This window comes from Polycladomyces zharkentensis, assembly GCF_016938855.1.
GTDB lineage: Bacteria > Bacillota > Bacilli > Thermoactinomycetales > JIR-001 > Polycladomyces > Polycladomyces zharkentensis.
In genome coordinates this window covers 292,317-317,414 of sequence record NZ_JAFHAP010000004.1, presented here as the reverse complement: position 1 = coordinate 317,414, position 25,098 = coordinate 292,317, and the positions used below count along the sequence as shown (strand labels likewise).

Genomic DNA, 25,098 nt, shown 5'->3' with positions numbered 1-25,098 from the left:
GGAGCGGAGCCGAGCAGAGACGAGTCGGAGAGAAAGAAGATTTTGACCGAAAGGTATCAAGGGTGTGTCCGGTAAAGGATGCCGCCCTGAAGAAGGTTTTTTTGCCCTCACCTCCCAACTCCCTCGCTTTCTCCTGTGCTCCTCCCTGACAAGGAGGAACTTTCGTGTCACTGTTATCCGCAGTCACATCCACGGAAGTGTTGAGTTACCGGACGAAAGGCGGCGTGGATATTCGCAGGTTGACGGAACCTGTCGCGCCGGCTGAAGCCATGGATGAAGTCGCCCGAACCATCGACGGGCACAAAGGTATTTGGTTTTCCAGCTGTTATGAATATCCGGGACGGTACTCCCGGTGGGATATCGGTTTGGTGAATCCTCCGGTGGAAATCCGCGGCTTCGGGCGTACCTTCGAGGTGCGGGCGCTTTGGGAGCATGGCGTTGTGTTGCTGGAAGCCGTGAAACGTACGCTGCAAAGTATACCCGACGTACGGCTGACGCATGTGGACCCCCATATGTTCCGGGGAACGGTGAGAGAGCCAGAGCCGGAAGACATGCGATGTGAAGAGGATCGGACGCGCTTGCCGTCCATTTTTACCGTCATCCGGGCGATCCGGGATTTGTTTTTCTCAGATGAGGATGCTTTTCTCGGATTGTACGGCGCGTTTGGTTACGATCTGGTGTTTCAACTGGAACCGATGAAACTGAAACATCGCCGTCGACCGGATCAAGCCGATTTGGTTCTGTACCTGCCGGACCGGATTGCCGTAATTGATCACCAGATGGCGCGTGCGTACCATCTCACCTATCAGTTTGCCGCAGATGGAATATCGACGGTGATGCTGCCGAAGCGTCCGATCTCAATGCGGGAAGGGTTGTCCCGAACAGCTACGATCCCATCAGCGAAACCGACCCCGGACGGGCATTATCCGGAGCTGGTGCGGAAGGCCAAGCAGGCGTTTCGCAGGGGCGATCTGTTCGAGGTGGTACCGACGCAGATGTTCACCGCCGATTGTACTGCCGCCCCGACCCGGGTGTTTGACCGGCTGAAGCAGATCAATCCGAGTCCCTATTGCTTTTTGATCAATCTGGGTGATGCCCACTTGGTCGGATCATCCCCGGAAATGTACGTCCGTGTGGAAGGGGATCGGGTGGAGACGTGTCCCATCTCCGGCACGATCCCGCGTGGTTCGGACGCACTGGAGGATGCCGAGCAGATTCGTCGGCTGCTCAATTCCACCAAGGATGAAGCCGAATTGACGATGTGCACCGATGTGGACCGCAACGACAAGTCCCGAATTTGCGAACCGGGATCGGTTCGGGTGATCGGTCGGAGGCAGACGGAGCTGTATTCGCACCTCATCCACACCGTGGATCATGTGGAAGGGCGGTTGCGTCCGCCGTACGATTCGCTCGACGCGTTTATGACACACATGTGGGCGGTTACGATCACAGGTGCTCCGAAACGGGCGGCGATCCGGTGGATTGAGGAACATGAGGACAGCCCGCGCGAATGGTACGGCGGTGCTGTCGGTTATCTGGCGTTCAACGGGAATGTCAACACCGGATTGACATTGCGCACCATGAAATTGCAGTCGGGACAAGCGTGGGTGCGTGCCGGAGCCACCTTGCTCCACGACTCGGACCCCGATGCGGAGGACCGGGAGACACGGGTAAAGGCGGCCGCTCTGTTGCAGGCGATTCGCGAGGCCGGTGAAGAACCGCCGATCGTCTTTTCGGCCGAGCGGAAGACCGGACGGGGCAAATCGATCCTGTTGGTGGATCATGAAGATTCGTTCGTCCACACATTGGCAGGGTATTTTCGCCGGACTGGAGCGGAAGTGATCACCCTGCGATCGGATGCGGCCCGAAATGCTTTGTTGCGGGAAGACTTTGATTTGGTGGTGTTGTCTCCCGGACCGGGACGTCCGGAGGAGTTTGCATTGAATGAAACGATTCGGTTGTGCCTTGAGAAACATTTTCCCGTGTTCGGTGTCTGTCTGGGATTGCAGGGGCTGGTCGAGCATTTCGGCGGTGAACTGGGAATCCTGCCCGAACCGTTGCACGGAAAAAAACGCACCGTGTCCATCGTCCACGCGAGTCCGTTGTGGAAGGGTGTGCCCGAGACGTTTACGGCCGGTTTGTACCACTCGCTGTTTGCATCCCGCGTACCCGAGGAACTGCGTGTCATCGCCCGTTCCGAAGATGACATCGTGATGGCGATTGAACACCGGTCACTACCGATTTGGGCCGTACAGTTTCATCCGGAGTCGATCATGACGGCGGGCGGCTCCGTGGGGTTCACCATCATTGAAAATGTGATGGAGATGTTGCCGGTCCGGACGGGATGACATCCGCAATCAGCAAGCTGTTCAGGTGATGGACCAAGTCCGCGGCTTCCGGTTTCCCGTCTCAAGCTCCGCACTCGGCGGGAACTTCGGACTCGCTGAATAGGGTGTGTCAGGCCAACTGCTTTCCTCTGTTCGCACTACCTGCGCCCTCAAGGATGCAAGTCATGGCCGCTCCGACCCGGAGCGCAGGACGCAGGCAAAGTACGCTTCGCTCAGAGGAAGTTGCCTGTGATTTCATTCCTGCGCTTTCCGGGTCTTCGCTCGGCCGGGGCTTGGTCAGTCGCTCACCTGGGAAAGCATTTGCTCCCTCACGGATTCACCAGACAGACTCCAAAAGAGGGTGACCGAATTCCTGTGAGCGACATTTGCATGGCCGAAAGAAGAGCGAGAGGAAAAACCGCTCACCTGAAATTGCGATGGTAGACAACCAGTAGGCTGGCGTATCACGGAGATGTGAGATTGCTTCAAAACAACCTTGCTCTGTTTCCTGCTGGGCGAAGGAGCGAGCCTGGGTAAGCAATGGAACAGGAATCACCAGACATGCGTTGAATGAGGGTGGCTGTTTTCCATCGGGCAGTCTTTGCGCTTTTCGAAAGAGAAGCGTGAGGAAAAACGGCGCACCCGGAATGACGGGAGTTACCCTTCTTTGTCAGCAGTATCGGCCAAGCCTTGTCGGCTTGGCCGTTTTCATGATATCGTGCCAATTGATGATGAATATGTTCCCTGATATAATATAAAAATGCAGTCTTTGTGCGTTGCCCGTGCAGGAGGGACACAAGTGGAGAAACGGAATCGGCAACAAAACATACGCAACTTTTCCATTATCGCTCATATTGACCACGGAAAATCGACCTTGGCCGATCGGATTCTGGAGTATACCGGCGCACTGAGCGAACGGGAGAAGACTGACCAGTTTCTGGATCAGATGGATCTGGAACGGGAACGCGGCATTACGATCAAGTTGCAGTCGGTACGCCTGAACTATCGTGCCAAGGATGGAAACGAGTATATTCTCAACCTGATTGACACGCCGGGGCACGTGGACTTCACATATGAAGTTTCCCGCAGCCTGGCCGCGTGTGAAGGAGCGCTCCTCGTTGTTGACGCGGCACAGGGCGTCGAAGCGCAAACGATGGCCAACGTATACCTGGCGTTGGAAAATGATTTGGAAATCATCCCGGTCATCAACAAGATTGATCTGCCCAGCGCCGAACCGGATCGGGTAAAAAACGAAATCGAGGAATTGATCGGATTGGATGCCAGTGAAGCGGTGCTGGCTTCCGCCAAGGCGGGGATCGGGATCGAAGAAATTTTGGAGCAGATCGTCGAGAAAGTGCCCCCGCCCAAGGGAGATCCCGATGCGCCGCTGAAAGCGCTCATTTTCGACTCGTTGTACGACTCCTACAAAGGCGTCATCGTCTACCTGAGGGTCGTTGAAGGCACGATCAAAAAGGGCATGAAGATCAAAATGATGTCCACCGGTAAAACGTTTGAAGTGACGGAAGTGGGTGCATTCACGCCGCATCCTGTGCTGATGGATGAATTATCGGTGGGTGAAGTGGGATTTCTGGTAGCCGGCATCAAGAATGTGAAGGACACCCGGGTCGGGGATACCATCACGGATGCGGAGCGTCCGGCCGCCGAGCCGTTACCGGGATACCGGCGGATCAATCCGATGGTGTTTTGCGGACTGTACCCGGTCGACTCCGCCGATTACGACGACTTGCGTGAGGCACTGGAAAAACTGGAGTTGAACGATGCGTCCCTGCGCTATGAGCCGGAGACGTCGACCGCGCTCGGATTCGGATTCCGATGCGGCTTTTTGGGTTTGCTCCATATGGAGATCATTCAGGAGCGAATCGAGCGGGAGTTCGACATACCGCTGATCACCACCGCCCCCAGCGTGGTGTACCGGGTCCATCAGACCGACGGCACGGTGCTGGATATCGAAAACCCGACACACATGCCGCCCCAACAGAAGGTCGATTATGTGGAGGAGCCCTATGTGCGGGCCAGCATCATGACACCCAATGATTACGTGGGCGCGGTCATGGAGCTGTGCCAGAACAAACGGGGCGATTATATCGACATGCAATATCTGGACAACAACCGTGTCAATATCATCTATGAACTGCCGCTGGCCGAAATCGTCTATGACTTTTTCGACCAACTGAAGTCAGGGACCAAAGGATACGCATCGTTCGATTACGAACTGATCGGATACAAACGATCCAATTTGGTGAAAATGGACATCCTGCTTAACGGTGAACCGGTTGACGCGCTGTCGTTCATCGTTCACCGCGACAAAGCGTATTATCGCGGACGCCAGCTGGTGGAAAAACTGAAAGAACTCATCCCGCGGCAAATGTTTGAAGTCCCCATTCAGGCGGCCATCGGCAACAAGGTGATCGCCCGTGAAACGATCCGCGCCATGCGCAAAAACGTGTTGGCCAAGTGCTATGGCGGGGACATCACCCGGAAACGGAAGCTCTTGGAGAAACAAAAAGAAGGGAAAAAACGAATGAAGGCCGTGGGCAGTGTGGAAGTGCCGCAGGAAGCGTTCATGGCCGTATTGAAGATGGACGACAGCAACAAAAAATAAAAAATGAACGGAAGCGGGAGCCGGTTTCCCGGCCGAGCGACTCCAGCCGACCGGCTACGGAGCGAAGGCGGGATGGAAGGCTCCCGCATCCTTTTTTCATGCACCCGAACCAAAAGGATGGACCGGACGAACCTTGCCGAAATGGTGAAACGGGTCGTCACATCTCGACGTTTTTTAGGAAGGGGGTGACTCCAGGTGGCGCCGCAAGCGGTTTATATTCATATCCCCTTTTGTACCAACAAGTGTCACTACTGTGACTTTACCGCATATGTAGTAAAAGGTCAGCCTGTTGACGATTACCTGTCCGCGCTGGAAACGGAGATGGCACGGACGGTTGAGCAGCATCCGCCGGGTGAGATTCGGTCGGTTTTTATCGGCGGAGGCACCCCCACCGTATTGTCTCCCCGGCAGATGGAACGGTTGTGTGCAGCAATCCGGCGTTATTTTCCCCGTTGGGCGACGGACATGGAGTTCACGGTGGAAGCCAACCCGGGAACGACCGAACCTGAGAAGTTGGCGGCGATGCGTGAAGGCGGGGTCAATCGCATCAGTTTCGGCGCCCAGACATTCCGTGACGACCTTCTCCGGAGAATCGGGCGCATTCACACGGTGAAAGATGTTTTTCGCAGCGTGGAGCAGGCAAGACAGGCCGGCTTCGATAATCTGTCACTCGATTTGATTTTCGGTCTGCCGGGCCAGACACTCACCGATATGGAAGAAACGCTGAAAACAGCATTATCGTTGCGGCCCGATCATATCTCCGCCTACAGCCTCAAGGTGGAAGAAGGGACACTCTTTCACACCTTGTATCAGCGGGGAGAGCTTCCGCTCCCGCCGGAGGAAGAAGAGGTAAAGATGTACCAGCTGACCCGGCGGATGCTGGATGAGGCTGGGTTGAGCCAGTACGAAATCAGCAATTTTGCCCATCCTGGTAAAGAAAGCCGACACAATCTGACGTACTGGCGCCATGAGGAGTTCTACGGACTGGGGGCGGGTGCCCACGGATATGTCGGTGGTTTCCGCCATGCCAATGTGCGGGGGATTTGGGAATACATCGAAAAAACGAGGCGGGGGTTTCCAACTGAAGAGGTACATCACGTTTCCCGCGCCGAAGCGATGGAGAATTTCATGATATTCGGGTTGCGTGTGCTGAGCGGGGTGGAGGCTGGTGAATTCGAACGGCGTTTCGGTTTGCCTATGGATCGCGTGTTTGGTTCGGTTCTGGCCGCATTGCAACAAAAAGGATTGCTGATCATCGATGGCGGTCGGGTGCGCTTGACGGAGCAGGGGCTGCTCTTCGGCAATGAAGTGTTTGCCGCATTCCTCGGAGAAGCTGAAAACACAAGTAAAGATTGACAATGCCCACCCTGTTTGGTACTTTAAAAATAAGTATTTTAGCACTCGTGGAGAGAGAGTGCTAACAAGGAGGTGGGTGGCAGATGTTGACCGAGCGGCAGAAGCTGATCCTCCGTGCCGTTGTCGACGATTACGTGATGACGGCCGAACCGGTCGGTTCGCGCACTGTGTCCAAACGCGAAGGCGTTGGGTTCAGTGCGGCAACCATCCGCAATGAGATGGCCGACCTGGAAGAGATGGGTTATCTGGAACAGCCGCACACATCTGCCGGCCGCATTCCGTCTCACAAAGGCTATCGTTACTATGTCGATCACTTGATGGAGCCTGCCCGTCTTTCACGCATGGAAATGATGGCCTTCCGCCGATTCTTCGCGCGCAAGAGGGATGAGGTGGAGCAGGTCATTCAGGAGACGGCTTCCATTCTGTCTCAGATGACCAACTACACCTCCATCATCCTTGGACCCAAAGTGTTTGAGAGCACACTCAAACACTTGCAGGTCATCCCATTGTCTGAACGGGTGGCGGTCGTGATCTTCGTAACCAATACGGGCCATGTGGAAAAAAGACGGATTTCGGTACCGGATGGTGTATCGCTCTCCTCAATCGAAAAACTGGTCAATTTACTCAACACCAAATTGACCGGTGTCCCGCTGTATAAACTGAAACGCGTGGTTTATTGGGAATTGATGGATGAGCTCCGTCGGCATGTTGATCACTATGAGTCCGTGATGAGCATGCTCGATCAGATGCTGGAAACGGATCATGGCGAACGCGTCTTTTTCAGCGGGGCCACCAACATGCTGAACCAACCCGAGTTTCAGGATGTGGAGAAGGTCAAAACCTTACTGGATCTTTTCGAGAACAGCGAAACGATGGTCCAGCTGTTCGAATCGATGGAAGAAGGCGTACAGGTGCGCATCGGGCGTGAAAACGATCTGGAAGCAGTCAACAACTGCAGCATCATTTCCGCGACCTACACGGTGGACGGGCGCCCTTTGGGCACAATCGGAATTTTGGGTCCGACAAGGATGGATTATCGGAAAGTGATTACGATTTTGGATGTGTTCTCCAAACACTTTTCAGAGCATCTGCGTCGTCTCTATTGACCAATCGTTGCGGGACGATGGATCAAACATGTGGATGCTGCCAGGTTTGGTGGGGGTACAACGCTACCCCCTCTCCCTATGTTTGCCGACAGAAACGATGGGATGCATGTCGGGGATTTGATGATCCGGTCGGCTGTCCATTGGCTCGGCCAGGTCATGATCATATAGGAGGTTGAAATTCACGGTGCAGAAAGAACAACCGGCGCAACGCCGCAAGGTTTGGCCCGAGGGGTCTTTCGCCGCCGGTGAAGAGCAGGCGGCGCGGGACCAAGAGTCGGGCGTGACGGAAGAAACGGTCCATCAAGAAACGGATGAACCGGTTCAACAGAAGACGGAAGAAGATCTGCACGAAAGTGTCAATCCGGAGCAGTACCAGCGAGCGCTGGAAGAGTTGGAGGCGTGGAAGAAAAAGGCGGAGGAACATTATGAGATGTTCCTGCGCGCCCGGGCGGACTTGGACAATTATCGCAAACGGGTGCGCAAGGAAAAGGAAGAATCGGACAAATACGCAGTGGCGCCTCTGGCTGAAGCGATCCTGCCGGTCGTGGACAACCTGGAACGCGCACTGGCGGCAGGCGGAAACGCAACAGACGCCAAAGCTCTCCATGAAGGCGTGGAAATGGTGTATCGCCAGTTGCTTCAAGTATTGCGGCAAGTGGGAGTGGAGCCGATCGAGGCGGTGGGTCAGCCGTTTGATCCGCATCTGCACAATGCCGTGATGCAAGAGGAAGCAAGCGGCACAGAGCCTGGCATCGTCGTTGCGGAACTGCAAAAAGGATACCGGTTCAAGGACCGGGTGTTGCGTCCGGCCATGGTCAAAGTCAGCGTGTGATTTTTCGGGAAGCATGAGCGCAGAAGAAGGAATGGGGATCGTCTGCGCCCTTCTTTCGCTGCGCCTGTTTCTCATGGACACATACCGTTTTGGAAGCCCGCATCATAACACATAGTTGATAAATAGAGATTACCATGATATTGGGGGGACATTTACGATGGGTAAAGTCATTGGCATTGACTTGGGAACCACCAACTCCTGTGTGGCGTTCATGGATGGGGATGAAGTGGTCGTCATTCCGAACGCCGAAGGGGGACGCACCACACCGTCCGTTGTCGGTTTTACCAAAAACGGGGAACGGTTGGTGGGTGAGTCGGCCAAACGTCAAGCCATCACCAACCCTGATAAAACCATCATCTCCATCAAACGGCACATGGGAACTGACCATAAAGTGAATATTGACGACAAACAGTATACGCCGCAGGAAATCTCGGCGATGATCCTGCAAAAATTGAAAGCGGACGCCGAAGCGTATCTTGGCGAACCCGTAACGCAGGCCGTGATCACGGTACCTGCATACTTCAACGACAGCCAACGGCAAGCGACCAAGGACGCCGGTCGGATCGCCGGTCTGGAAGTGCTGCGGATCATCAACGAGCCGACGGCTGCCGCACTTGCTTACGGTCTGGACAAAGGCGAAGACCAAACCATTCTCGTCTTCGACCTGGGTGGCGGCACATTTGACGTCTCCATCCTGGAGCTGGGTGACGGCCTGTTCGAAGTGAAAGCGACCAGCGGTGACAACCACCTGGGTGGTGATGACTTCGACCAGGCGATCATTGATTGGCTTGTTGAAGAGTTCAAAAAAGAACACGGCATTGATCTGACCAACGACCGCATGGCGATGCAGCGTTTGAAAATGGCGGCGGAAAAGGCGAAAAAAGAATTGTCCGGTATGTTGACCACCACGATTACGGAGCCGTTCTTGGCGATGGACGAAACCGGACCGAAAAACCTGGAAGTGACCTTGACCCGCGCCAAATTTGAAGAACTGACCGCAGATCTGGTGGAGCGCACCATGGGTCCGACCCGTCAGGCGCTGAAAGATGCCGGATTGGAGCCTGACCAAATCGACAAAGTGATTCTGGTCGGCGGATCGACCCGGATTCCGGCCGTGCAAGAAGCGATCAAAAAACTCATTGGCAAAGAGCCGAGCAAAGGGGTCAACCCGGACGAAGTGGTGGCAATGGGTGCGGCCATCCAAGCCGGCGTGTTGTCCGGTGACGTGAAAGACGTCGTGCTGTTGGACGTGACGCCGTTGTCGCTCGGAATCGAAACGCTGGGCGGTGTGTTCACCAAACTGATTCCGCGCAACACCACCATCCCGACGGAGAAATCGCAAATCTTCTCCACGGCAGCGGACAACCAAACCGTGGTGGATATCCATGTGTTGCAAGGGGAGCGCCCGATGGCGGCCGACAACAAAACACTGGGCCGTTTCCAACTGCAGGATATCCCGCCGGCCCCGCGCGGTGTGCCGCAAATTGAGGTGACGTTCAAAATCGACGCCAACGGGATTGTGAACGTCTCGGCGAAAGACCTGGCGACCGGCAAGAGCAAGGACATTACGATCAAGTCTTCCAGCGGCTTGAGCGAAGAAGAGATTCAGCGGATGATCAAAGAGGCGGAAGAGCACGCCGAGGAGGACAAAAAGCGCAAAGAGGCCGCCGAAGTGCGCAACAAAGCGGATCAATTGGTCTTTACGACCAACAAGACATTGAAGGATCTGGGCGACAAAGTGTCCGAAGAAGACCGGAAAAAGGTCGAAGAGGCCAAGGAAAAAGTACAGAAAGCCTTGTCGGATAACGATACCGAGGCGATCAAGCAGGCCGCCGAAGAGTTGGAGAAAGTGGTGCAAGAGGTTTCCGTCAAAGTGTATCAGCAAGCGGCCCAGCAACAAACGGCCAATGAAGCCAACGACGATCAAGCGGCGGAAACCAAAAAGAAAGACGATAATGTCGTAGATGCTGATTACGAAGTGGTCGATGACGACAAATAACCAGCCTTGGGTGCCGGGGGTCGGAGCGAAAGTCGCCTTTCGCTTTGACTTCCCCGTTTTTTGCTGAATAACGATGTGTCATAATATGCGTCAAATACACGTGTGCCGGGGAAATGGGAAAAGGGGGGTGAACCCGTGAGCAAGCGGGATTATTACGAGGTGCTGGGTGTCAGCCGGGACGCTTCCCCCGAGGAGATTCGAAAAGCATATCGGAAGCTGGCCCGCAAATATCATCCAGATGTCAACAAAGAGCCAGATGCAGAAAAGAAGTTCAAAGAAGTGAAGGAAGCGTACGAAGTACTGAGTGACCCCCAGAAAAAGGCGCAATATGATCAATTCGGCCATGCCGATCCCAACACGGGAGCGGGTGGAACTGGCGGGTTCGGCGGATTTGGTGGAGAAACCGATTTCGGTTTTGGAGATATTTTCGATATGTTTTTTGGCGGCAGACGAAGAAACCCGAATGCACCCCGGCAAGGAGCCGACTTGGAGTTTCGTCTGACCGTCGAGTTTAAAGATGCGGTGTTCGGTAAAGAAATGGAAGTGATGGTTCCGCGGACGGAAACCTGCTCCACCTGTTCCGGAACCGGGGCGAAACCGGGTACGCGTCCGGAGACCTGTCCGGTTTGCCGTGGATCGGGCCAGGCGGAAATCGTTCAGAACACGCCGTTTGGACGCATCGTCAACCGACGGATCTGTCATCAGTGCGAAGGGAAAGGAAAAATCATCCGCCAAAAATGCGTCACATGCGGTGGAGCCGGAAAAGTCAAGCGGAAGCGGAAAATCAACATCCGGATTCCCGCCGGTGTCCACGACGGTACGCAACTCCGAGTGGCCGGCGAGGGAGAACCGGGGATCAACGGCGGACCGCCAGGCGATTTGTACATTTTGATCAAAGTAAAGCCGCATGAATTTTTCACGCGCGAGGACGACGATATCGTTTGCGAACTGCCGATCACCTTCGTTCAGGCGGCGCTGGGAGATGAAGTGGTGGTGCCGACCTTGAACGGCCGTGCCAAATTGAGGATACCCGCCGGCACGCAGACGGGAACGGAATTCCGCTTGCGTGGCAAAGGGGTCCCGCGGCTTCGCGGTTACGGTCAGGGTGACCAGCGGGTGCGGGTTCGCGTGGTGACACCGACCGGTTTGACCGAGGAGCAGAAAAACGTCCTGCGTGAATTCGGTCGGTTGACCGGCGATTACATCCATGAACAAAACGACAGCTTTTTCTCCAAGATGAAACGGGCATTCAAGGGCGAATGATGATTCGAAAAAGGTCGCAAGGACTTGCATAGCGGGCGTATGCCCGTTTTTCCTGTATTGGGGAGGTGTGTGCGTGAATTGGGTGGAGGTTTGTGTCCATACCAGCCGGGAGGCTGTGGAAGCCGTCAGTTATCGGTTGCAGGAGATGGGAGCCGACGGCGTTTCCATCGAAGATCCTGAAGTACTGGAACGTGAATGGGAAAGCCCTTTTGGCGAGATTCCCGCATTGTCGATGGAGGATTACCCGTCGGAAGGAGTGCGGGTGAAATGCTATATTCCCGAAACGTCGGACGTGCCCGCTTTTGTCCGGCGAGCCGAAACGATGATGAAGGAGATCGGGGAATACGGTCTTGATCCGGGACCGGCACGGGTCACCACTCGCAAAGTGGCGGAAGAGTCATGGTCGGAGGCATGGAAAGCCTACTACAAACCGGTACGCGTTTCCAAACGCATGATCGTGAAACCGGTGTGGGAGCCGTATGAGCCGGACCACGACGATGAAGTGATCATCGAGCTGGATCCGGGGATGGCGTTCGGTACGGGAACGCACCCGACGACGACGCTCTGCCTGCAGTTGTTGGAGCGGTACGTCCCACATCGAGGCAGTGTCATCGACGTGGGATGCGGCAGCGGGATTTTGAGCGTGGCTGCGGCCAAATTGGGGGCGGAAACGGTCCTGGCGCTCGATTTGGACGATGTGGCGGTGACCAGTGCGGAAGCCAATGTGCGGTTGAACAAAGTTCAGGATCGCGTGCGGGTTCGTCAAGGCGATTTGCTTCGGGGTGTAACCGGACAGACCGATCTCATCGTGGCCAATATCCTTGCGGAGATCATCGTCCGCATGTTGCCGGATGTTCCCAAGGTGCTGAAGGACGAAGGCCATCTGATCGTTTCCGGTGTCATCCGGGAGAAAGAAAAACTGGTGCGCACAGGGATGGAAAAGCAAGGATTGCAGATAGTGGAAGCCGTTCGTGACGGAGATTGGGTAGCCATCGTGGCGAAAAAGTTGTAGAATGTGAGGAGTGAATCCATGCAGCGTTATTTTGTCGACCCGGATCAAATCGGTTCCCGCACGGTCACCATCGTGGGCGATGATGTTCATCACATCAAAAAGGTGATGCGGTTTCGGCCGGGCGATCCGATCATCTGCTGCGACGGTCGCGGAACCGATTATATAACAGCCATCGACACCATCGGGACAGATGAGGTCGTCTGCCGAGTGGTGGAAAGGCGTCCATCCGCGGGAGAACCGTGCATATCCGTCACGGTGGCACAATCGCTCCCCAAGGGAGACAAATGGGAATGGGTGTTGCAAAAAGGCACGGAATTGGGTGCCACAGCCTTTTTGCCGTTTGTCTCCGCGCGCACCATTGTGAAATGGGATGCAAAGAAAGCGGAAAAACGACGGGAACGGTGGATGCGCATCGTCAAAGAAGCGGCCGAACAAGCCCATCGCGGGTCGATTCCCGAAGTGATGCCCGTGGCGGATTGGCAAATGTTATTGTCCCGTGCGGCTTCAGCGGGTTGCGCCATGATCGCCTATGAGGGAGGCGGTTTACCGATCCAACAGGTGTTGGCGGAAGGCATTCACTCGTCCTTTTTGCTGATTGTCGGACCGGAAGGCGGTTTTGAGGAAAGAGAAGTGAAGGAAGCGGAAGCGGCTGGTGCCGTTCCGGTCAGTTTGGGTTCCCGCATCCTGCGGACCGAAACGGCTGCCGTCGCCATGTTGACCGCAGTGATGTATGCATCAGGTGAGATGGGAGGTGAACGGGCATGAGCACCGTTGCGTTTCATACGTTGGGTTGCAAAGTGAACGCCTACGAAACGGAAGCCATCTGGCAACTGTTCAAGCAAGCCGGTTACGAAAAAGTGGACTTCGAACAAAAAGCGGATGTGTATGTGATCAACACCTGTACAGTGACCAACACCGGCGACAAAAAAAGCCGGCAGGTGATTCGCCGGGCCATTCGCCGCAACCCGGATGCCGTGGTGGCGGTTACCGGCTGCTACGCGCAAACGTCACCCAAGGAAATCATGGCCATACCGGGTGTGGACATCGTCGTCGGCACGCAGGGGCGGGACAAACTCCTGGAATACGTGGAACAGTACAAACGGGAACGGCAGCCGATCAATGCGGTGAAAAACATCATGAAAGCGCGCGAGTTCGAGGAGTTGGACGTCCCGACGTTTTCGGAACGGACGCGTGCGTCGCTCAAGATTCAGGAAGGATGCAACAACTTCTGCACCTTCTGCATCATTCCGTGGGCGCGGGGACTGATGCGCAGCCGGAAACCGGAAAGCGTCCTCAAACAGGCCCGTCAACTGGTGGAAGCGGGGTACAAGGAGATCGTCCTGACCGGCATCCACACGGGCGGTTACGGGGAAGATCTGGAAAATTACACGCTGGCGGATCTGCTGTGGGATTTGGATCGGATCGACGGGCTCAAACGTGTCCGCATCAGCTCGATCGAAGCCAGCCAGATCACCGACCGGGTGATCGAAGTGCTCAACGCCTCGGACAAAATGTGCCGTCATCTGCACATCCCGCTTCAAGCAGGGGATGACGACGTGTTGAAGCGGATGCGCCGCAAGTACACGGTTGACGAGTACCGGCGCAAAATCGAACAGGTCAAAGCGGCGATGCCCAACGTGGCCATTACGACTGACGTGATCGTCGGATTCCCGGGCGAGACGGACGAGCAGTTTGAAAACGGCTATCGTTTGATTGAGGAGCTGGAATTTGCGGAACTTCACGTCTTCCCATATTCCAAACGGACAGGCACGCCGGCGGCCCGGATGGAAAACCAAGTGCCGGAAGAAGTCAAACACGAACGGGTTCACCGCTTGATTGAACTGTCCAACCGTCTCTCGCTCAAATACGCAAAACGGTTTGTCGGCGATGTGCTGGAAGTGATTCCGGAGCGTCCGTTCAAGGAAGCGCCGGACAGCGGGCTGTACATGGGTTATTCCGACAACTATCTGCAAGTGGTCTTCGAAGGCAATGACGATCTGATCGGCCAGGTTTGCCGCGTGAAAATCGACGAAGCAGGTGCCGAATATTGCCGAGGCACATTTGCCACCGTGGTACGGGACGTGCCCCATCCCGCATCCAAACCGAAAGCGGTGTGAATGACGAAGTGAGCCCAAATGGGGTCGCTTCAGGTTGACAATGTCATGCGAGCTCCGTTTTCCCGTCTCCGCTCCGTGGTGCGCTCGACTGGAAATCGGAATCGCTTATGACAAAGAGGGTGGCCGTTTTCTCATGAGCGACCTTTGAGCAATGCGAATGAAGAGCGAGAGACAACGGCGCACCCGGATCATGGGTTGAGACCACTCTGCCAACAGCCCCGCGACCCCATATGTGGGTCGCTTTTTTTGATTCGTTATCGTTTTACAGAAACTGCCGCCTAAATGCCCACGGCGCCCATAGGAAGTACCCTTGGGGTATTTTAATCGTGGGATGAAAGGCGGGTTGCTGGAATCCCCCTTGTGGGGATGGCAAGAGCAACTTGTCAATAGTATAATCGAACGTATGAGCGGTGCTCATCCCACTGGTTATGGGTTTCGTTCCTTGAAAACGTTATGGTATGGGGTTCCAGCGGCGAACCAGTCTCTCCCGCTGGGTAAAACCATAAGAGTGAAAAAAGGAACTGGGACACTGGTAATACCACGGGCACTTCCGTTGGTCGCAGGTGTCCCGCCCATGCGGGTACATACAGCCCAGCTGTAGAACTGCATGGGATGGGCTGATGAGACAGCCCTGAACTTGGGAGTTGTCCGAAACAGAAATGGACTGAGGACGTGAACTACCCAAGAATCCCACGCCTTCAGCCGTGTGGAGTCTCAATATTGACAACTGTCCCGTATTTTGCTACCACATGGTCATTCCCTTTTTCGTAATGGAGTGAATCGCGTGGAACGAATCGATGTGGTTTCCGTATTGATTCTGGATGAGGAGCAAAAACGGGTGTTGGTGGTGCAAAACGAGGAGCTCTGGAGTCTTCCGGGCGGAAAGCGGGAAGAAGCGGAGTCGCTACGCGAGGCGGCGATACGGGAGACGAAGGAAGAAACCGGTTATGATGTGGAAGTGGAACGTGTGGTGCAGATTACCGAACGGATGTCATCCGATCATGTGGTGTTTTTCACCTTTCGCGGTCGCATAGTGGGCGGGAAGATGGCAACCGAAGATCCTGAGATCCAGCGTATCGAGTGGAAAAATCTCAATGAAGCGGAAAGGTTGATGCCGTGGTACGGGGATCTTTTGACGCTGTGGAACGGCCCGTCTGTGTATCGGTACGAGCAGGGAGGTGGACATACGATCCGGGAGTTGACGACCGAAGAAGACTTCCAATCCGCTTTTCCGCTTATACGCCAGCTCAGGAACGATCTCAGCAGGGAGAAATATGCGGAATTGTTGCATGCCATGCGAAAGGAAGGATACCGTCTGTTCGGCCTGGAACGGGATGGGGAGTGGATGGCACTGGCCGGTGCAGGGATTCGTCACAACTTCTACAATGGACGACACTTGTTTGTATATGATCTGGTGACGGATTCCCATCAACGATCCAAGGGATACGGAGCAATGTTGCTTACCCATCTGGAAGCGTGGGCACGTGCGAACGGGTGCGAAAAAGTGGAACTGACATCCGGCGTGCAACGTAAGGATGCACACCGGTTTTACGAGAGGAAAATGGGATATAACCGTACCGGCTGGGTATTCCGGAAGGAACTTTAGATGTATCATTTTCATGTTTTTGCACCTCCCCGTTTCCTTTTCCCTTGCCCATGCCGTTTGTGGTATGCTATCATCACGAACGTGTGAACTTGTGCCGCCTATGACAACGGGCCAAAAGGGGTGTGTGCCGAATGAAAGAGATATCAGCCGGCGGTGTCGTGTACCGGCGGACGGCAAACGGCGTGGAAATTTTATTGATCGAGGACCGGTATGCGCATTGGACACTGCCCAAAGGCAAGCAGGAACCCGGGGAGACGCACGAGGAAACGGCACTGAGGGAGATCGAGGAGGAGACGGGGATTCGCGGCCGGATCGAGCAGCCGCTGGAATCGGTATCCTACACCTATTTTCACCCCGACAAAGGGAACGTGCAAAAAGAAGTCCACTATTATCTCGTACGGGCTGAAACGGACCAAGCCGTCCCGCAATTGTCGGAAATCAACACGGTGCGGTGGTTGAGTGCGGAAGAGGCTTGGAAGTTGCATGAACGGGAAGGATATGACAATAATCGTTCGGTCTTGAAGAAAGCGTTTCAATACTTGGGCATTGCCGTTTGATTGAGCAGGGAAAGGAAGAGGGAAGAATGGACTTGCAAACCATTGCCAGCATGATTGATCATACCTTGCTGAAACCGGATGCGACAGCATCGCAGATTGAAAAACTGTGCCGGGAGGCCGAAGAGTACGGTTTTGCTTCCGTTTGCGTCAACCCGGTTTGGGTGGCCCGGGCGGCCGAGTGGTTGAAGGGTTCCGACGTCAAAGTATGTACCGTGGTCGGCTTCCCGTTGGGTGCGACCACCAAGGAGACCAAAGCGTTCGAAACCCGGAACGCCATCGAAAACGGTGCCGATGAAATCGATATGGTGATGAATATCGGCGCGCTCAAATCGGGGGATCACGCGCTTGTTCGGGAAGATATCGCGGCTGTGGTGGAAGCGGCAGGCGGAAAAACGGTCAAAGTGATCCTGGAGACGGGCCTGTTGAGTGACGATGAGATCCGTATCGCATCCACATTGGCCAAGGAGGCGGGTGCCCACTTCGTCAAGACGTCGACCGGATTCGGGTACGGCGGCGCCACTGAAGCGGCCGTCCGGCTGATGCGGGAGACGGTGGGAGCCGACATGGGAGTGAAAGCGTCCGGGGGTGTGCGTGATGCGGAAACCGCCCGCAAAATGATCGAAGCAGGAGCAAACCGGATCGGGGCCAGTGCCAGTGTGGCCATCGTCACCGGTGCCCGGGCAACGCAAGGGTATTGATGGATCAATAAACCGGTGGCCTGAGGACCGGAGCTGAATCGCACTTCGGCCCATCGGGTTTGGACTGTGAAACCCGCCTGCATGGCGAAGAGACTGATGACAAAGTGGTTCATCACTCGCGATTTCGAGAGGGTCCGAAATTCCCGTCGAGCGAATCCGGCTGTTGCTACGGAGCGGAGACGGGAAACCGGAGTCCGCAGAACTTGTCATCAACCTGTCCGCCTGCATCGGCGGTTTTTTGTATGGGTGCGCGGTTTCCATGCGTTACAGAAACAGTTGACTGAAAGCCCACGGCGACCACAGAAAGCGCCTGTGATACCTTAGCCGTGGGGAGTGTCAAATATCCCTCGATGGAATCAGTCTGGTGATAAACCGCGCGTACACGTCTGTAAAGGGAAGCATGATCAATGAGCAGATGATGTTGAACAAGGTTTGGGCATGCGCCACTTGTGTCGCCGGATGAGCGGACAACGATGCCACCCAGTCTGCAAATGGCGAGATAAATGGTGCGAACAGCAACACGCCGCCCACATTCAGCAACAGGTGGGCGACCGCCACTTGCTTGGCGGCTCGGTTTGCGCCGATCACGGCCAATAAACCGGTAATGCATGTGCCCACATTGCTGCCCAACACCACGGCCACGGCAAAGGGAAGGGAAATCAGGCCTGATGCGAAAAAACCCATGGCCATCGCGATGGTGGCACTGCTGCTTTGAATGATTGCCGTCATGAAAAACCCGGCTGTAAGACCGGTTTGTACCGCATCCCCACGGCTGAGTAACCACGTCATCCATCCCTGTTCTTTTAGTGGCACGGCCAGCCACTGCATCACGTTCATTCCGAGAAAAATACAACCGAAACCGCCGATGACCACGCCGATCCACGTAAACCGTTTCCATGGCAACAGCCAGATGACAGCCCCCGAGATGATCATCGGCAAGGCGAAATCCTCGATTTTCAGGGCCAGGATTTCGGTTGTGACGGTAGTGCCGATATTGGTGCCCAAAATCAACCCCACTGTTTGCGTAAAATTCATCAACCCGGCATTGACGAATCCGATCGTCAGCACGGTTACCGCACTGCTGCTCTGCAAGAATCCGGTGGCCACAATGCCGGTCACAAAACTGCGAAACGGTGTTTTGGTAAAACGTAACAATACTGATTGCAAATGTCGACCGGCCATTGTTTCCAATCCCAATCGGATCAGTTGCAACCCGAACAGAAAAATGGTCAAACCTGTTGCAAAAGGGATCAACAATTCGCGCATGGCTCCGCCTCCCCGCCCTTGATTCCAATATATGGCCAAGCGGAGACAGGCATGAGTCCAAAAGAAAAAAGCCCCATGGGGGATGAGACTGTTGACAATGTGGTTGAGCCACGCTCGATTTCACGTGCGTTTTTTTCCCGCTCCGCGCCGGAGTCGCCGGGCGTCTGAGGCGCCCGCGGGAATTTGGCTCCATTTGGGAAGCGGATTCGAATTTCCCGTCGGTGACGCTACTGTCGCTGCGTGCTTCAAGAGGGAAATCGGAGTCCGCGGACTTGGACCAAAATGTTGTGGTTCGTGGATGTCCCATTCGCACCAAGCTGAACATCCACATGGCCGTCAGACGAGCGGCACCTCGCCAATGGTCCCGGTCAACGGTGTTTGTTTCGTCCCGGGATGAACGGGGGTGGTTCCATCCCCGGTTCCATACCGGGAGAGAAGGGGACCGGCCATTCCGGGGGCGGCATGGGCCGTTTTCCCTTTTCAGGATGGTGTTCGGGATCGGGCTGGGGGGAGCCGAATACCGCCCAAGGTGATGGGGTGGTCGCTTTTTTGTGGGAGCGGGTTGATGGAGGAGGGGAAGGGTGATCATGGGTAAACGCCGGATCGTCAGGGGGGTCTGGTGAAACAGCAAGGTCCGTCGGGAACAGTTTTTCCAGCTCTTCCTTCACCATTTTGCGGATCAGGCGCCGCAACTCAGATTGTTTGTCGCGGGACATGTCGATTTCCCTCCTTTCTTCCGGTCGGTTGGGCGACCGTTGTATCCTATGCGTCTGATCTCTTATTAGTGCGGGACTTTATAAAAAGCGAGCGTCGGACACGGGAGGGCTTTGTTCCTCTCGCAAGTACAACAAAAATTTGGTACAATCGAGTCGAGAAGTGCAAAAACACTGAAAACTACCGCGAGCAAAAACGCGTGAAACGAAGATCACACGGCTTGGACAAAAGCCATCGTGGATGGATGTGGGCTGCCACGCCAGATGAAGCGGGAAGCCCACGGCGACCGAAGGGAGTATCTCCGGTGCTTCAGCCGTGTAGGGTATGTCACATGTCGTTTCAAACACTTTTGTCCAAGGGCGTTTTCTTGATATAATGTGGCCATCAGAAGGACAAGGAGGGTCGTGTGTGGCCGATTGTCTGTTTTGCGGTATCGTCAAGGGAGAGATTCCGTCCGAAAAAGTGTATGAGGACGACCGTGTGCTGGCGTTTAAGGACATCAATCCCGTCGCACCGGTACATGTTCTGCTGATTCCCAAGGAGCATCATCGTGACGTGATCGAAGCGGCGGATCGCGACCCGGCCGTGCTGGGCCATTTGTTCACGGTGGCTTCCAAACTGGCCAAAGAGCTGGGGTTGTCGGAAAAGGGATTTCGTGTGGTGAACAACTTTGGAAAAGACGGCGGTCAAACCGTTTTTCACCTTCATTTCCATCTGATCGGCGGCCGGCAACTGACATGGCCTCCGGGCTGATGCCGCAATCCCAGGTCTTTGACATGCCTTTTTCTGCTAATGTATAATGAAGGCTGACTCTGCAACATGAGACTGGTCTTTCTCGGGCCGGTTGGCATCCTACGGGCTGCGTGGGGGCAGGTTGACAGCGAGAACCGGCAGGTGTGGACTTTCCCTTCGCCGGGAAATCGGTCGCCACTTGTGTCTGGTGGTGGTCAACTTTGTCAAACCCCGGCCGCTTTTCGTATGGCGGCTCGCTGACCCGCGGAGGGGAGGGATATGCATGGCGGAGGTTCGCGTGCGCAAAAACGAATCGCTGGATAACGCATTGCGCCGGTTTAAGCGTTCCTGCTCGAAAGACGGCGTGCTGGCCGAGTTGAGAAAACGGGAACACTACGATAAACCCAGTGTTCGCCGGAAAAAGAAATCCGAGGCTGCACGGAAAAAGCGGAAGTAAGAGAAAGGTGGCTGTCAAAGTGAGCCTTTTGGAACGGTTGAACCAGGACATGAAGACTGCGATGAAAAACAAAGAGAAGACCAAGCTTTCCGTGATCCGCATGCTTCGTTCCGAGATCAAAAATGAAGAGATTCAGCGACAACACGAGCTCAGCGACGAAGAAGTGATCGAAGTTCTGATGCGTGAGTTGAAAAAGCGCAAAGATGCCTTGCAGCAGTTTGAAGATGCGGGCCGGGATGATCTGGTTCAGCAACTGCGGGAGGAAATTGCGGTGATCGAACCGTACCTGCCCGAGCAGTTGAGTGAAGAGGAACTGCGCGAGCTGGTGCGGGAAGTGGTGCAGGAAACGGGCGCTTCGTCCAAAGCCGACATGGGCAAGGTGATGAAGGCGATCATGCCCCGTGTCAAAGGGCGTGCGGACGGAAAACTGGTCAACCGTTTGGTGCAGGAAGTATTGAGCTGACGCCGCTTGGGGCGGTATGTCAGTTTGGTGATAAGATGTACGTGGCGGTGTACCCTACGCAGGCGGCTGAAACCGTCGATGATCAAACGCTTCGTTGAACCGTTTGGCGGTGGTTGCCGGGGTTGGGAATCCCTTCCGGCAACTCCGGCTAACCATCTGTAAGCGGAGAAAGGGAACGATTGCTTACCGTCTATTTTCCCAATGGATGGGGCAAACACCTTGGATCAAATGGTTTACAGCGTTGGGTACGCTGTTTTTTTGCCTCTCATTTGTCAAAATCATTTTTTATTACCGAAAAACGGAGGATGAATGGATGAGTGCCGACGTATTGGTCATTTTACTCGTGGTGGTCGGTATTATTTTCTTGTCCATCCTGTTTACGTTCGTACCCGTAATGTTGTGGATCAGTGCGATGGCGTCCGGAGTTTATGTCGGTTTGACCACATTGATCGGGATGCGGTTGCGCCGGATTGTGCCGGCTCGAATCGTCAATCCTTTGATCAAAGCGAGAAAAGCGGGTCTGGATGTCACGATTGTCCAGTTGGAAACCCACTATTTGGCCGGAGGTAATGTGGATCGTGTGGTGGACGCCCTGATCGCAGCGCAGCGGGCGGACATCGATTTGGTGTTCGAACGGGCGGCCGCGATAGATCTGGCCGGTCGCGATGTGCTGGAAGCCGTGCAGATGAGCGTCAACCCCAAGGTGATTGAAACCCCGGTGGTCTCCGCTGTAGCCAAAGACGGGATCGAGGTGAAGGTGAGAGCCCGGGTGACCGTCCGCGCCAATATCGACCGTTTGGTTGGCGGTGCGGGAGAAGAGACCATCATCGCCCGGGTCGGCGAAGGGATCGTGACCACCAACGGTTCGGCCAACAGCCACAAAGAAGTGTTGGAAAACCCCGACATGATCTCCAATACCGTACTGAGCAAGGGATTGGATGCGGGAACGGCTTTTGAAATCCTCTCCATTGACATAGCCGACGTGGATATCGGGGAGAACATCGGTGCCCGCCTGCAGACCGATCAAGCTGAAGCGGACAAACGGATCGCCCAAGCCAAGGCCGAGGAACGCCGGGCGATGGCAGTGGCCAAAGAGCAGGAAATGCGCGCACGCGTGGAGGAGATGCGCGCAAAAGTGGTGGAGGCGGAAGCACAAGTGCCGCTGGCGATGGCGGAAGCGTTGCGCTCCGGAAAATTGGGGGTTATGGATTACTATCATTTGCAAAATGTGATGGCGGATACCGCGATGCGCAAATCGATCAGCCGTTCTGCCGGTGCGGAAGAGGACGAGCAGAGCTGATGATCGTTCGGTGGGATTTGTCTGATGTCAGTCACGAATCCCGACAACGTCACCGGGGAGGTGCACCAAAGTGGGATGGATGCTGTTGGCCGTCGGATTGTTTGTATTGACCCGATTGGTGGGACGGCTGTCGAGAGGAGATCAACGGCGTCCGCTCTCCCGACCGCTTATGGCCGAAACAGACCGGAAACGCCCTTCTGATCGCCCGAATGAAGTTTCGGTTTCCATGAAGAAAAAGCCAAAGGGGAGAGCACAGGCTACCGCGGTGTCGGCTTCCCGGGAGGTGCAGCCCCGGGTGGGGTCGAAGCAAACAAAAAGATCCCCGATGCAATGGGCACGGGAGGACTGGTCCCGTGCAATCGTCATGCAGGAGATTCTGGGTCCACCTCGGGCATTGCGGCCGCTCACCCGTAAATTTCCTCGGGATAGGTGAACACATGTTATGGCAGATTGGCCCGATTGAGCGAAGAACGAGCCGGGAAAGCGATACGGACGTTACAGGTCCAAACACCCTGATTCGCTTTCTCCACGATTTCCCCCGACATGACGTCGGGTTTTTCCTTGTTTGTGAAGAACTGACATGCTTGTTTTGATGGGGTGGACGGCTTGCCGTTGTTTGACATGGAAACATGTGCGACTGATGGTACACCCCCATCGGTTCATACTAAAGGACAAGGGGGTGAAACCATGGCACGCACGCGCAGCAGCAACAAGTTGCTGGTTCCGGGGGCTGCGGGGGTCATCAATCAGTTCAAGGAAGAGATTGCCGCGGAATTCGGAGTGACGTTGGGCGGAGCGGAAACGGCCCGAGCGAACGGATCAGTCGGCGGAGAAATTACGAAACGATTGGTTCGCCTGGCCCAACAACAACAAAGCTGAGTTTCCGGGATGGAGATCCCTTCCCGTCATGACGGGGCAATGGGACTTATGACAAAGTGGTTGAACCACTCGCTTTTGGCAGTGGGTCCGAATTTCCCATCGAGCGATCAAACTGTTGATGCAGGTCTTGAGACGGGAGATCGTGACCCGCGAACTTTTTCATCAATCTGGGCGGTGCGTTTTGACGCATCGCTTTTCATTTTGCCCTTCATAAATTCGGATTGGACAGCATAAGGGTTAGAAAGGAGATGGAGGGCTGGTCCATGCGGAGGATAAGCAGTAAGCTGCGAAAACGGGCCTTTCAATGGCTGGATATTCCCCCGGATGTGACGTCCGACGTTCCGCGCATTCAAATGATCGGGTCACAACAAATCGCAGTGGAAAATTATCGGGAAGTGACACATTTCAGCGACGGGGAACTGCGGTTGCGGTTGAGTGAGGGAAGCCTGTGCATTACCGGGACGCAATTGACGATTCGCGCCATTTACCGGGACGAGGTGTGGATCGAGGGAAACATACACGGGATTGAGTTTGCGAAATGAGGAGAGGGAGCCGTGACGCAATTCAAGTGGCCACGATCGATGACCGGTCACCTGCGGGTGGAACTCAAAGGAGACAACTTGACACAGTGGTTGAACCGGGCGATGAGTACCGGGCTCCAACTGAAAGATATCCGTTGGTCGGATCAAAAGCGACTGCGGTTTACTCTGACGGTACAAGATTTTTACCGCATGGTGCCGCTGGTGCGCCGTACGGGAATCTCCATGCGCATCGTCGGCAAGAAGGGATTACCGTTTTGGTTGCACAAAATTGAGCGACGGAAATTCTTTACGGCGGGCATCGCGTTGTTTTTGGCGATGCTGTTTGTCATGGCCTCCATCGTGTGGCGGGTGGATGTGGAAGGCAATGAGACCATCCCGGATAAACAGATTCTTGCGTTGGCCAAGCAGGCGGGCGTGTACGTCGGTCAGGTGAAATACCGCATTCCTGACACGGAATCGGTCCAATATCAATTGTCCCGTAAACTTCCAGGCGTTTCTTGGGTGGGATTCCGGTTGGAAGGAACGCGGGCGATTATCACCGTTGTGGAAAAAAAGCGGGTGGACCCCAAAGAACAAAGCGACGACCGCGGTCCCGTCAACTTCGTTGCCAAACGGGATGCCATGGTGTACGATCTGCGTGTGGAGCGGGGGCGTCCCATGGTGGGTGTATCCGACATGGTGCGCAAGGGGCAAGTATTGATTTCGGGTTATTACGGTAACCCCGAGCAGAAAGGTTCGCTCCGGTTGGTCGGGGCGAAGGGAAAAGTGCTGGGGATCATGTGGTACGACTCGGACGTGGTCGTTCCACTGACGCAAAAACGAAAAGTGTTTACCGGCGAACGTCACGTTTCCACCCACTTGTATGTGGGTTCCCATGTTTTGCGGCTCTCTTTCTTGTGGAATCCCGTTCCCTTCAATCGATATGAAACCATGCAGGAATACCACGCTGTCCGGGTGCGCAACTGGCGTCTGCCCATCGGTTGGGTCAACGAGAAGCGGTTGGAGATGAAATGGGTGAAACGCATCTTGACGAGAGAAGAAGCGGTCCGCTTGGGAATGGAACGGGCCCGTGCGGATTTGCTGGCCCGCCTGGGGCAAGACGGCAGGATTTTGGAGGAAAAAGTTTTGCACGAGCGACTGGACAATGGTAAAGTTTATTTGAAGATACACTTCAACGCAGTCGAAAACATTGCGGTGCCACAACCGATTTTGCAAGGAGAATGAGCCATTGCAACAAAGTCAACAACCG

23 protein-coding genes and 1 pseudogene are annotated in these 25,098 nt (G+C 55.0%); 22 read left to right on the top strand and 2 right to left on the bottom strand.

Features of this window, described 5'->3' with window-relative positions; translation table 11 throughout:
* The first annotated feature begins 164 nt into the window (after positions 1–164).
* The 14 genes and pseudogenes from JQC72_RS03395 (at position 165) to deoC (ending at position 17,496) form a co-directional block, all read left to right on the top strand.
* On the top strand, positions 165–2,348 hold the full coding sequence (locus JQC72_RS03395) for an anthranilate synthase component I (protein ID WP_205492774.1): 2,184 nt from the start codon (positions 165–167) through the stop codon (positions 2,346–2,348).
* 778 nt (positions 2,349–3,126) lie between these two features.
* A complete protein-coding gene (gene lepA, locus JQC72_RS03390; protein ID WP_419179830.1) occupies positions 3,127–4,950 on the top strand; it encodes a translation elongation factor 4 in 1,824 nt (607 codons plus the stop codon).
* Positions 4,951–5,145: 195 nt separating this feature from the next.
* On the top strand, positions 5,146–6,306 hold the full coding sequence (gene hemW, locus JQC72_RS03385; protein ID WP_205492772.1) for a radical SAM family heme chaperone HemW: 1,161 nt from the start codon (positions 5,146–5,148) through the stop codon (positions 6,304–6,306).
* Between the two features lie 83 nt (positions 6,307–6,389).
* The gene (hrcA, locus tag JQC72_RS03380; protein ID WP_205492770.1) at positions 6,390–7,412 is read left to right on the top strand and encodes a heat-inducible transcriptional repressor HrcA; all 1,023 of its coding nucleotides are present in this window, start codon (positions 6,390–6,392) and stop codon (positions 7,410–7,412) included.
* A 184-nt stretch (positions 7,413–7,596) separates the two neighbouring features.
* A complete protein-coding gene (gene grpE, locus JQC72_RS03375; RefSeq protein ID WP_205492769.1) occupies positions 7,597–8,244 on the top strand; it encodes a nucleotide exchange factor GrpE in 648 nt (215 codons plus the stop codon).
* Between the two features lie 157 nt (positions 8,245–8,401).
* Positions 8,402–10,243, top strand: coding sequence for a molecular chaperone DnaK (gene dnaK / locus JQC72_RS03370; RefSeq protein WP_205492768.1), 1,842 nt, complete (start codon positions 8,402–8,404; stop codon positions 10,241–10,243).
* A 135-nt stretch (positions 10,244–10,378) separates the two neighbouring features.
* Complete coding sequence (dnaJ, locus tag JQC72_RS03365; protein ID WP_205492766.1) at positions 10,379–11,506, top strand: molecular chaperone DnaJ; 1,128 nt, start codon at positions 10,379–10,381, stop codon at positions 11,504–11,506.
* Between the two features lie 73 nt (positions 11,507–11,579).
* On the top strand, positions 11,580–12,518 hold the full coding sequence (gene prmA, locus JQC72_RS03360) for a 50S ribosomal protein L11 methyltransferase (protein ID WP_205492765.1): 939 nt from the start codon (positions 11,580–11,582) through the stop codon (positions 12,516–12,518).
* An 18-nt stretch (positions 12,519–12,536) separates the two neighbouring features.
* A complete protein-coding gene (locus JQC72_RS03355) occupies positions 12,537–13,283 on the top strand; it encodes a 16S rRNA (uracil(1498)-N(3))-methyltransferase (protein WP_205492764.1) in 747 nt (248 codons plus the stop codon).
* On the top strand, positions 13,280–14,635 hold the full coding sequence (gene mtaB, locus JQC72_RS03350; protein ID WP_205492762.1) for a tRNA (N(6)-L-threonylcarbamoyladenosine(37)-C(2))-methylthiotransferase MtaB: 1,356 nt from the start codon (positions 13,280–13,282) through the stop codon (positions 14,633–14,635). Before JQC72_RS03355 ends, mtaB begins: the two co-directional genes overlap by 4 nt.
* A gap of 775 nt (positions 14,636–15,410) precedes the next feature.
* Positions 15,411–15,749: pseudogene (locus JQC72_RS16390) on the top strand (NUDIX hydrolase); the annotation flags it as partial.
* Positions 15,750–15,824: 75 nt separating this feature from the next.
* The gene (locus JQC72_RS16385; RefSeq protein ID WP_335342393.1) at positions 15,825–16,241 is read left to right on the top strand and encodes a GNAT family N-acetyltransferase; all 417 of its coding nucleotides are present in this window, start codon (positions 15,825–15,827) and stop codon (positions 16,239–16,241) included.
* Between the two features lie 131 nt (positions 16,242–16,372).
* A complete protein-coding gene (locus JQC72_RS03340) occupies positions 16,373–16,798 on the top strand; it encodes an NUDIX hydrolase (protein ID WP_205492753.1) in 426 nt (141 codons plus the stop codon).
* A 26-nt stretch (positions 16,799–16,824) separates the two neighbouring features.
* A complete protein-coding gene (gene deoC / locus JQC72_RS03335) occupies positions 16,825–17,496 on the top strand; it encodes a deoxyribose-phosphate aldolase (RefSeq protein ID WP_205492751.1) in 672 nt (223 codons plus the stop codon).
* A 336-nt stretch (positions 17,497–17,832) separates the two neighbouring features.
* Here deoC and JQC72_RS03330 read toward each other — a convergent pair whose 3' ends face one another.
* Complete coding sequence (locus JQC72_RS03330) at positions 17,833–18,762, bottom strand: Na/Pi cotransporter family protein (RefSeq protein WP_205492748.1); 930 nt, start codon at positions 18,760–18,762, stop codon at positions 17,833–17,835.
* Positions 18,763–19,130: 368 nt separating this feature from the next.
* A complete protein-coding gene (locus JQC72_RS03325; RefSeq protein ID WP_205492747.1) occupies positions 19,131–19,478 on the bottom strand; it encodes a hypothetical protein in 348 nt (115 codons plus the stop codon).
* 406 nt (positions 19,479–19,884) lie between these two features.
* On the opposite strand from JQC72_RS03325, the gene JQC72_RS03320 reads away from it, so the two are divergent.
* The 8 genes from JQC72_RS03320 (at position 19,885) to yqfD (ending at position 25,073) form a co-directional block, all read left to right on the top strand.
* Complete coding sequence (locus JQC72_RS03320; protein WP_335342384.1) at positions 19,885–20,229, top strand: histidine triad nucleotide-binding protein; 345 nt, start codon at positions 19,885–19,887, stop codon at positions 20,227–20,229.
* A gap of 262 nt (positions 20,230–20,491) precedes the next feature.
* The gene (gene rpsU / locus JQC72_RS03315) at positions 20,492–20,665 is read left to right on the top strand and encodes a 30S ribosomal protein S21 (RefSeq protein ID WP_205492745.1); all 174 of its coding nucleotides are present in this window, start codon (positions 20,492–20,494) and stop codon (positions 20,663–20,665) included.
* A gap of 19 nt (positions 20,666–20,684) precedes the next feature.
* The gene (locus JQC72_RS03310; protein WP_205492744.1) at positions 20,685–21,128 is read left to right on the top strand and encodes a GatB/YqeY domain-containing protein; all 444 of its coding nucleotides are present in this window, start codon (positions 20,685–20,687) and stop codon (positions 21,126–21,128) included.
* Positions 21,129–21,441: 313 nt separating this feature from the next.
* Complete coding sequence (floA, locus tag JQC72_RS03305) at positions 21,442–22,428, top strand: flotillin-like protein FloA (RefSeq protein WP_205492737.1); 987 nt, start codon at positions 21,442–21,444, stop codon at positions 22,426–22,428.
* 70 nt (positions 22,429–22,498) lie between these two features.
* Complete coding sequence (locus JQC72_RS03300; protein ID WP_205492728.1) at positions 22,499–22,861, top strand: hypothetical protein; 363 nt, start codon at positions 22,499–22,501, stop codon at positions 22,859–22,861.
* 254 nt (positions 22,862–23,115) lie between these two features.
* Positions 23,116–23,307 carry an alpha/beta-type small acid-soluble spore protein gene (locus JQC72_RS03295; protein ID WP_205492726.1) on the top strand — a complete coding sequence of 64 codons (192 nt, stop codon included), beginning with the start codon at positions 23,116–23,118 and terminating at the stop codon, positions 23,305–23,307.
* Positions 23,308–23,570: 263 nt separating this feature from the next.
* Complete coding sequence (yqfC, locus tag JQC72_RS03290) at positions 23,571–23,849, top strand: sporulation protein YqfC (RefSeq protein WP_205492724.1); 279 nt, start codon at positions 23,571–23,573, stop codon at positions 23,847–23,849.
* A gap of 12 nt (positions 23,850–23,861) precedes the next feature.
* The gene (gene yqfD / locus JQC72_RS03285) at positions 23,862–25,073 is read left to right on the top strand and encodes a sporulation protein YqfD (protein ID WP_205492722.1); all 1,212 of its coding nucleotides are present in this window, start codon (positions 23,862–23,864) and stop codon (positions 25,071–25,073) included.
* Positions 25,074–25,098 lie beyond the last annotated feature (25 nt).

Excerpts from the sequence above, each read along its gene's own strand:
- yqfC (WP_205492724.1), top strand. The coding sequence starts at position 23,571 with ATGCGGAGGATAAGCAGTAAGCTGCGAAAACGGGCCTTTCAATGGCTG.
- JQC72_RS03325 (WP_205492747.1), bottom strand. The coding sequence starts at position 19,478 with ATGTCCCGCGACAAACAATCTGAGTTGCGGCGCCTGATCCGCAAAATG.
- floA (WP_205492737.1), top strand. The coding sequence starts at position 21,442 with ATGAGTGCCGACGTATTGGTCATTTTACTCGTGGTGGTCGGTATTATT.
- JQC72_RS03340 (WP_205492753.1), top strand. The coding sequence starts at position 16,373 with ATGAAAGAGATATCAGCCGGCGGTGTCGTGTACCGGCGGACGGCAAAC.
- deoC (WP_205492751.1), top strand. The coding sequence starts at position 16,825 with ATGGACTTGCAAACCATTGCCAGCATGATTGATCATACCTTGCTGAAA.
- dnaK (WP_205492768.1), top strand. The coding sequence starts at position 8,402 with ATGGGTAAAGTCATTGGCATTGACTTGGGAACCACCAACTCCTGTGTG.
- JQC72_RS03355 (WP_205492764.1), top strand. The coding sequence starts at position 12,537 with ATGCAGCGTTATTTTGTCGACCCGGATCAAATCGGTTCCCGCACGGTC.
- JQC72_RS03330 (WP_205492748.1), bottom strand. The coding sequence starts at position 18,762 with ATGCGCGAATTGTTGATCCCTTTTGCAACAGGTTTGACCATTTTTCTG.
- JQC72_RS03295 (WP_205492726.1), top strand. The coding sequence starts at position 23,116 with ATGGCACGCACGCGCAGCAGCAACAAGTTGCTGGTTCCGGGGGCTGCG.
- mtaB (WP_205492762.1), top strand. The coding sequence starts at position 13,280 with ATGAGCACCGTTGCGTTTCATACGTTGGGTTGCAAAGTGAACGCCTAC.
- rpsU (WP_205492745.1), top strand. The coding sequence starts at position 20,492 with ATGGCGGAGGTTCGCGTGCGCAAAAACGAATCGCTGGATAACGCATTG.
- hrcA (WP_205492770.1), top strand. The coding sequence starts at position 6,390 with ATGTTGACCGAGCGGCAGAAGCTGATCCTCCGTGCCGTTGTCGACGAT.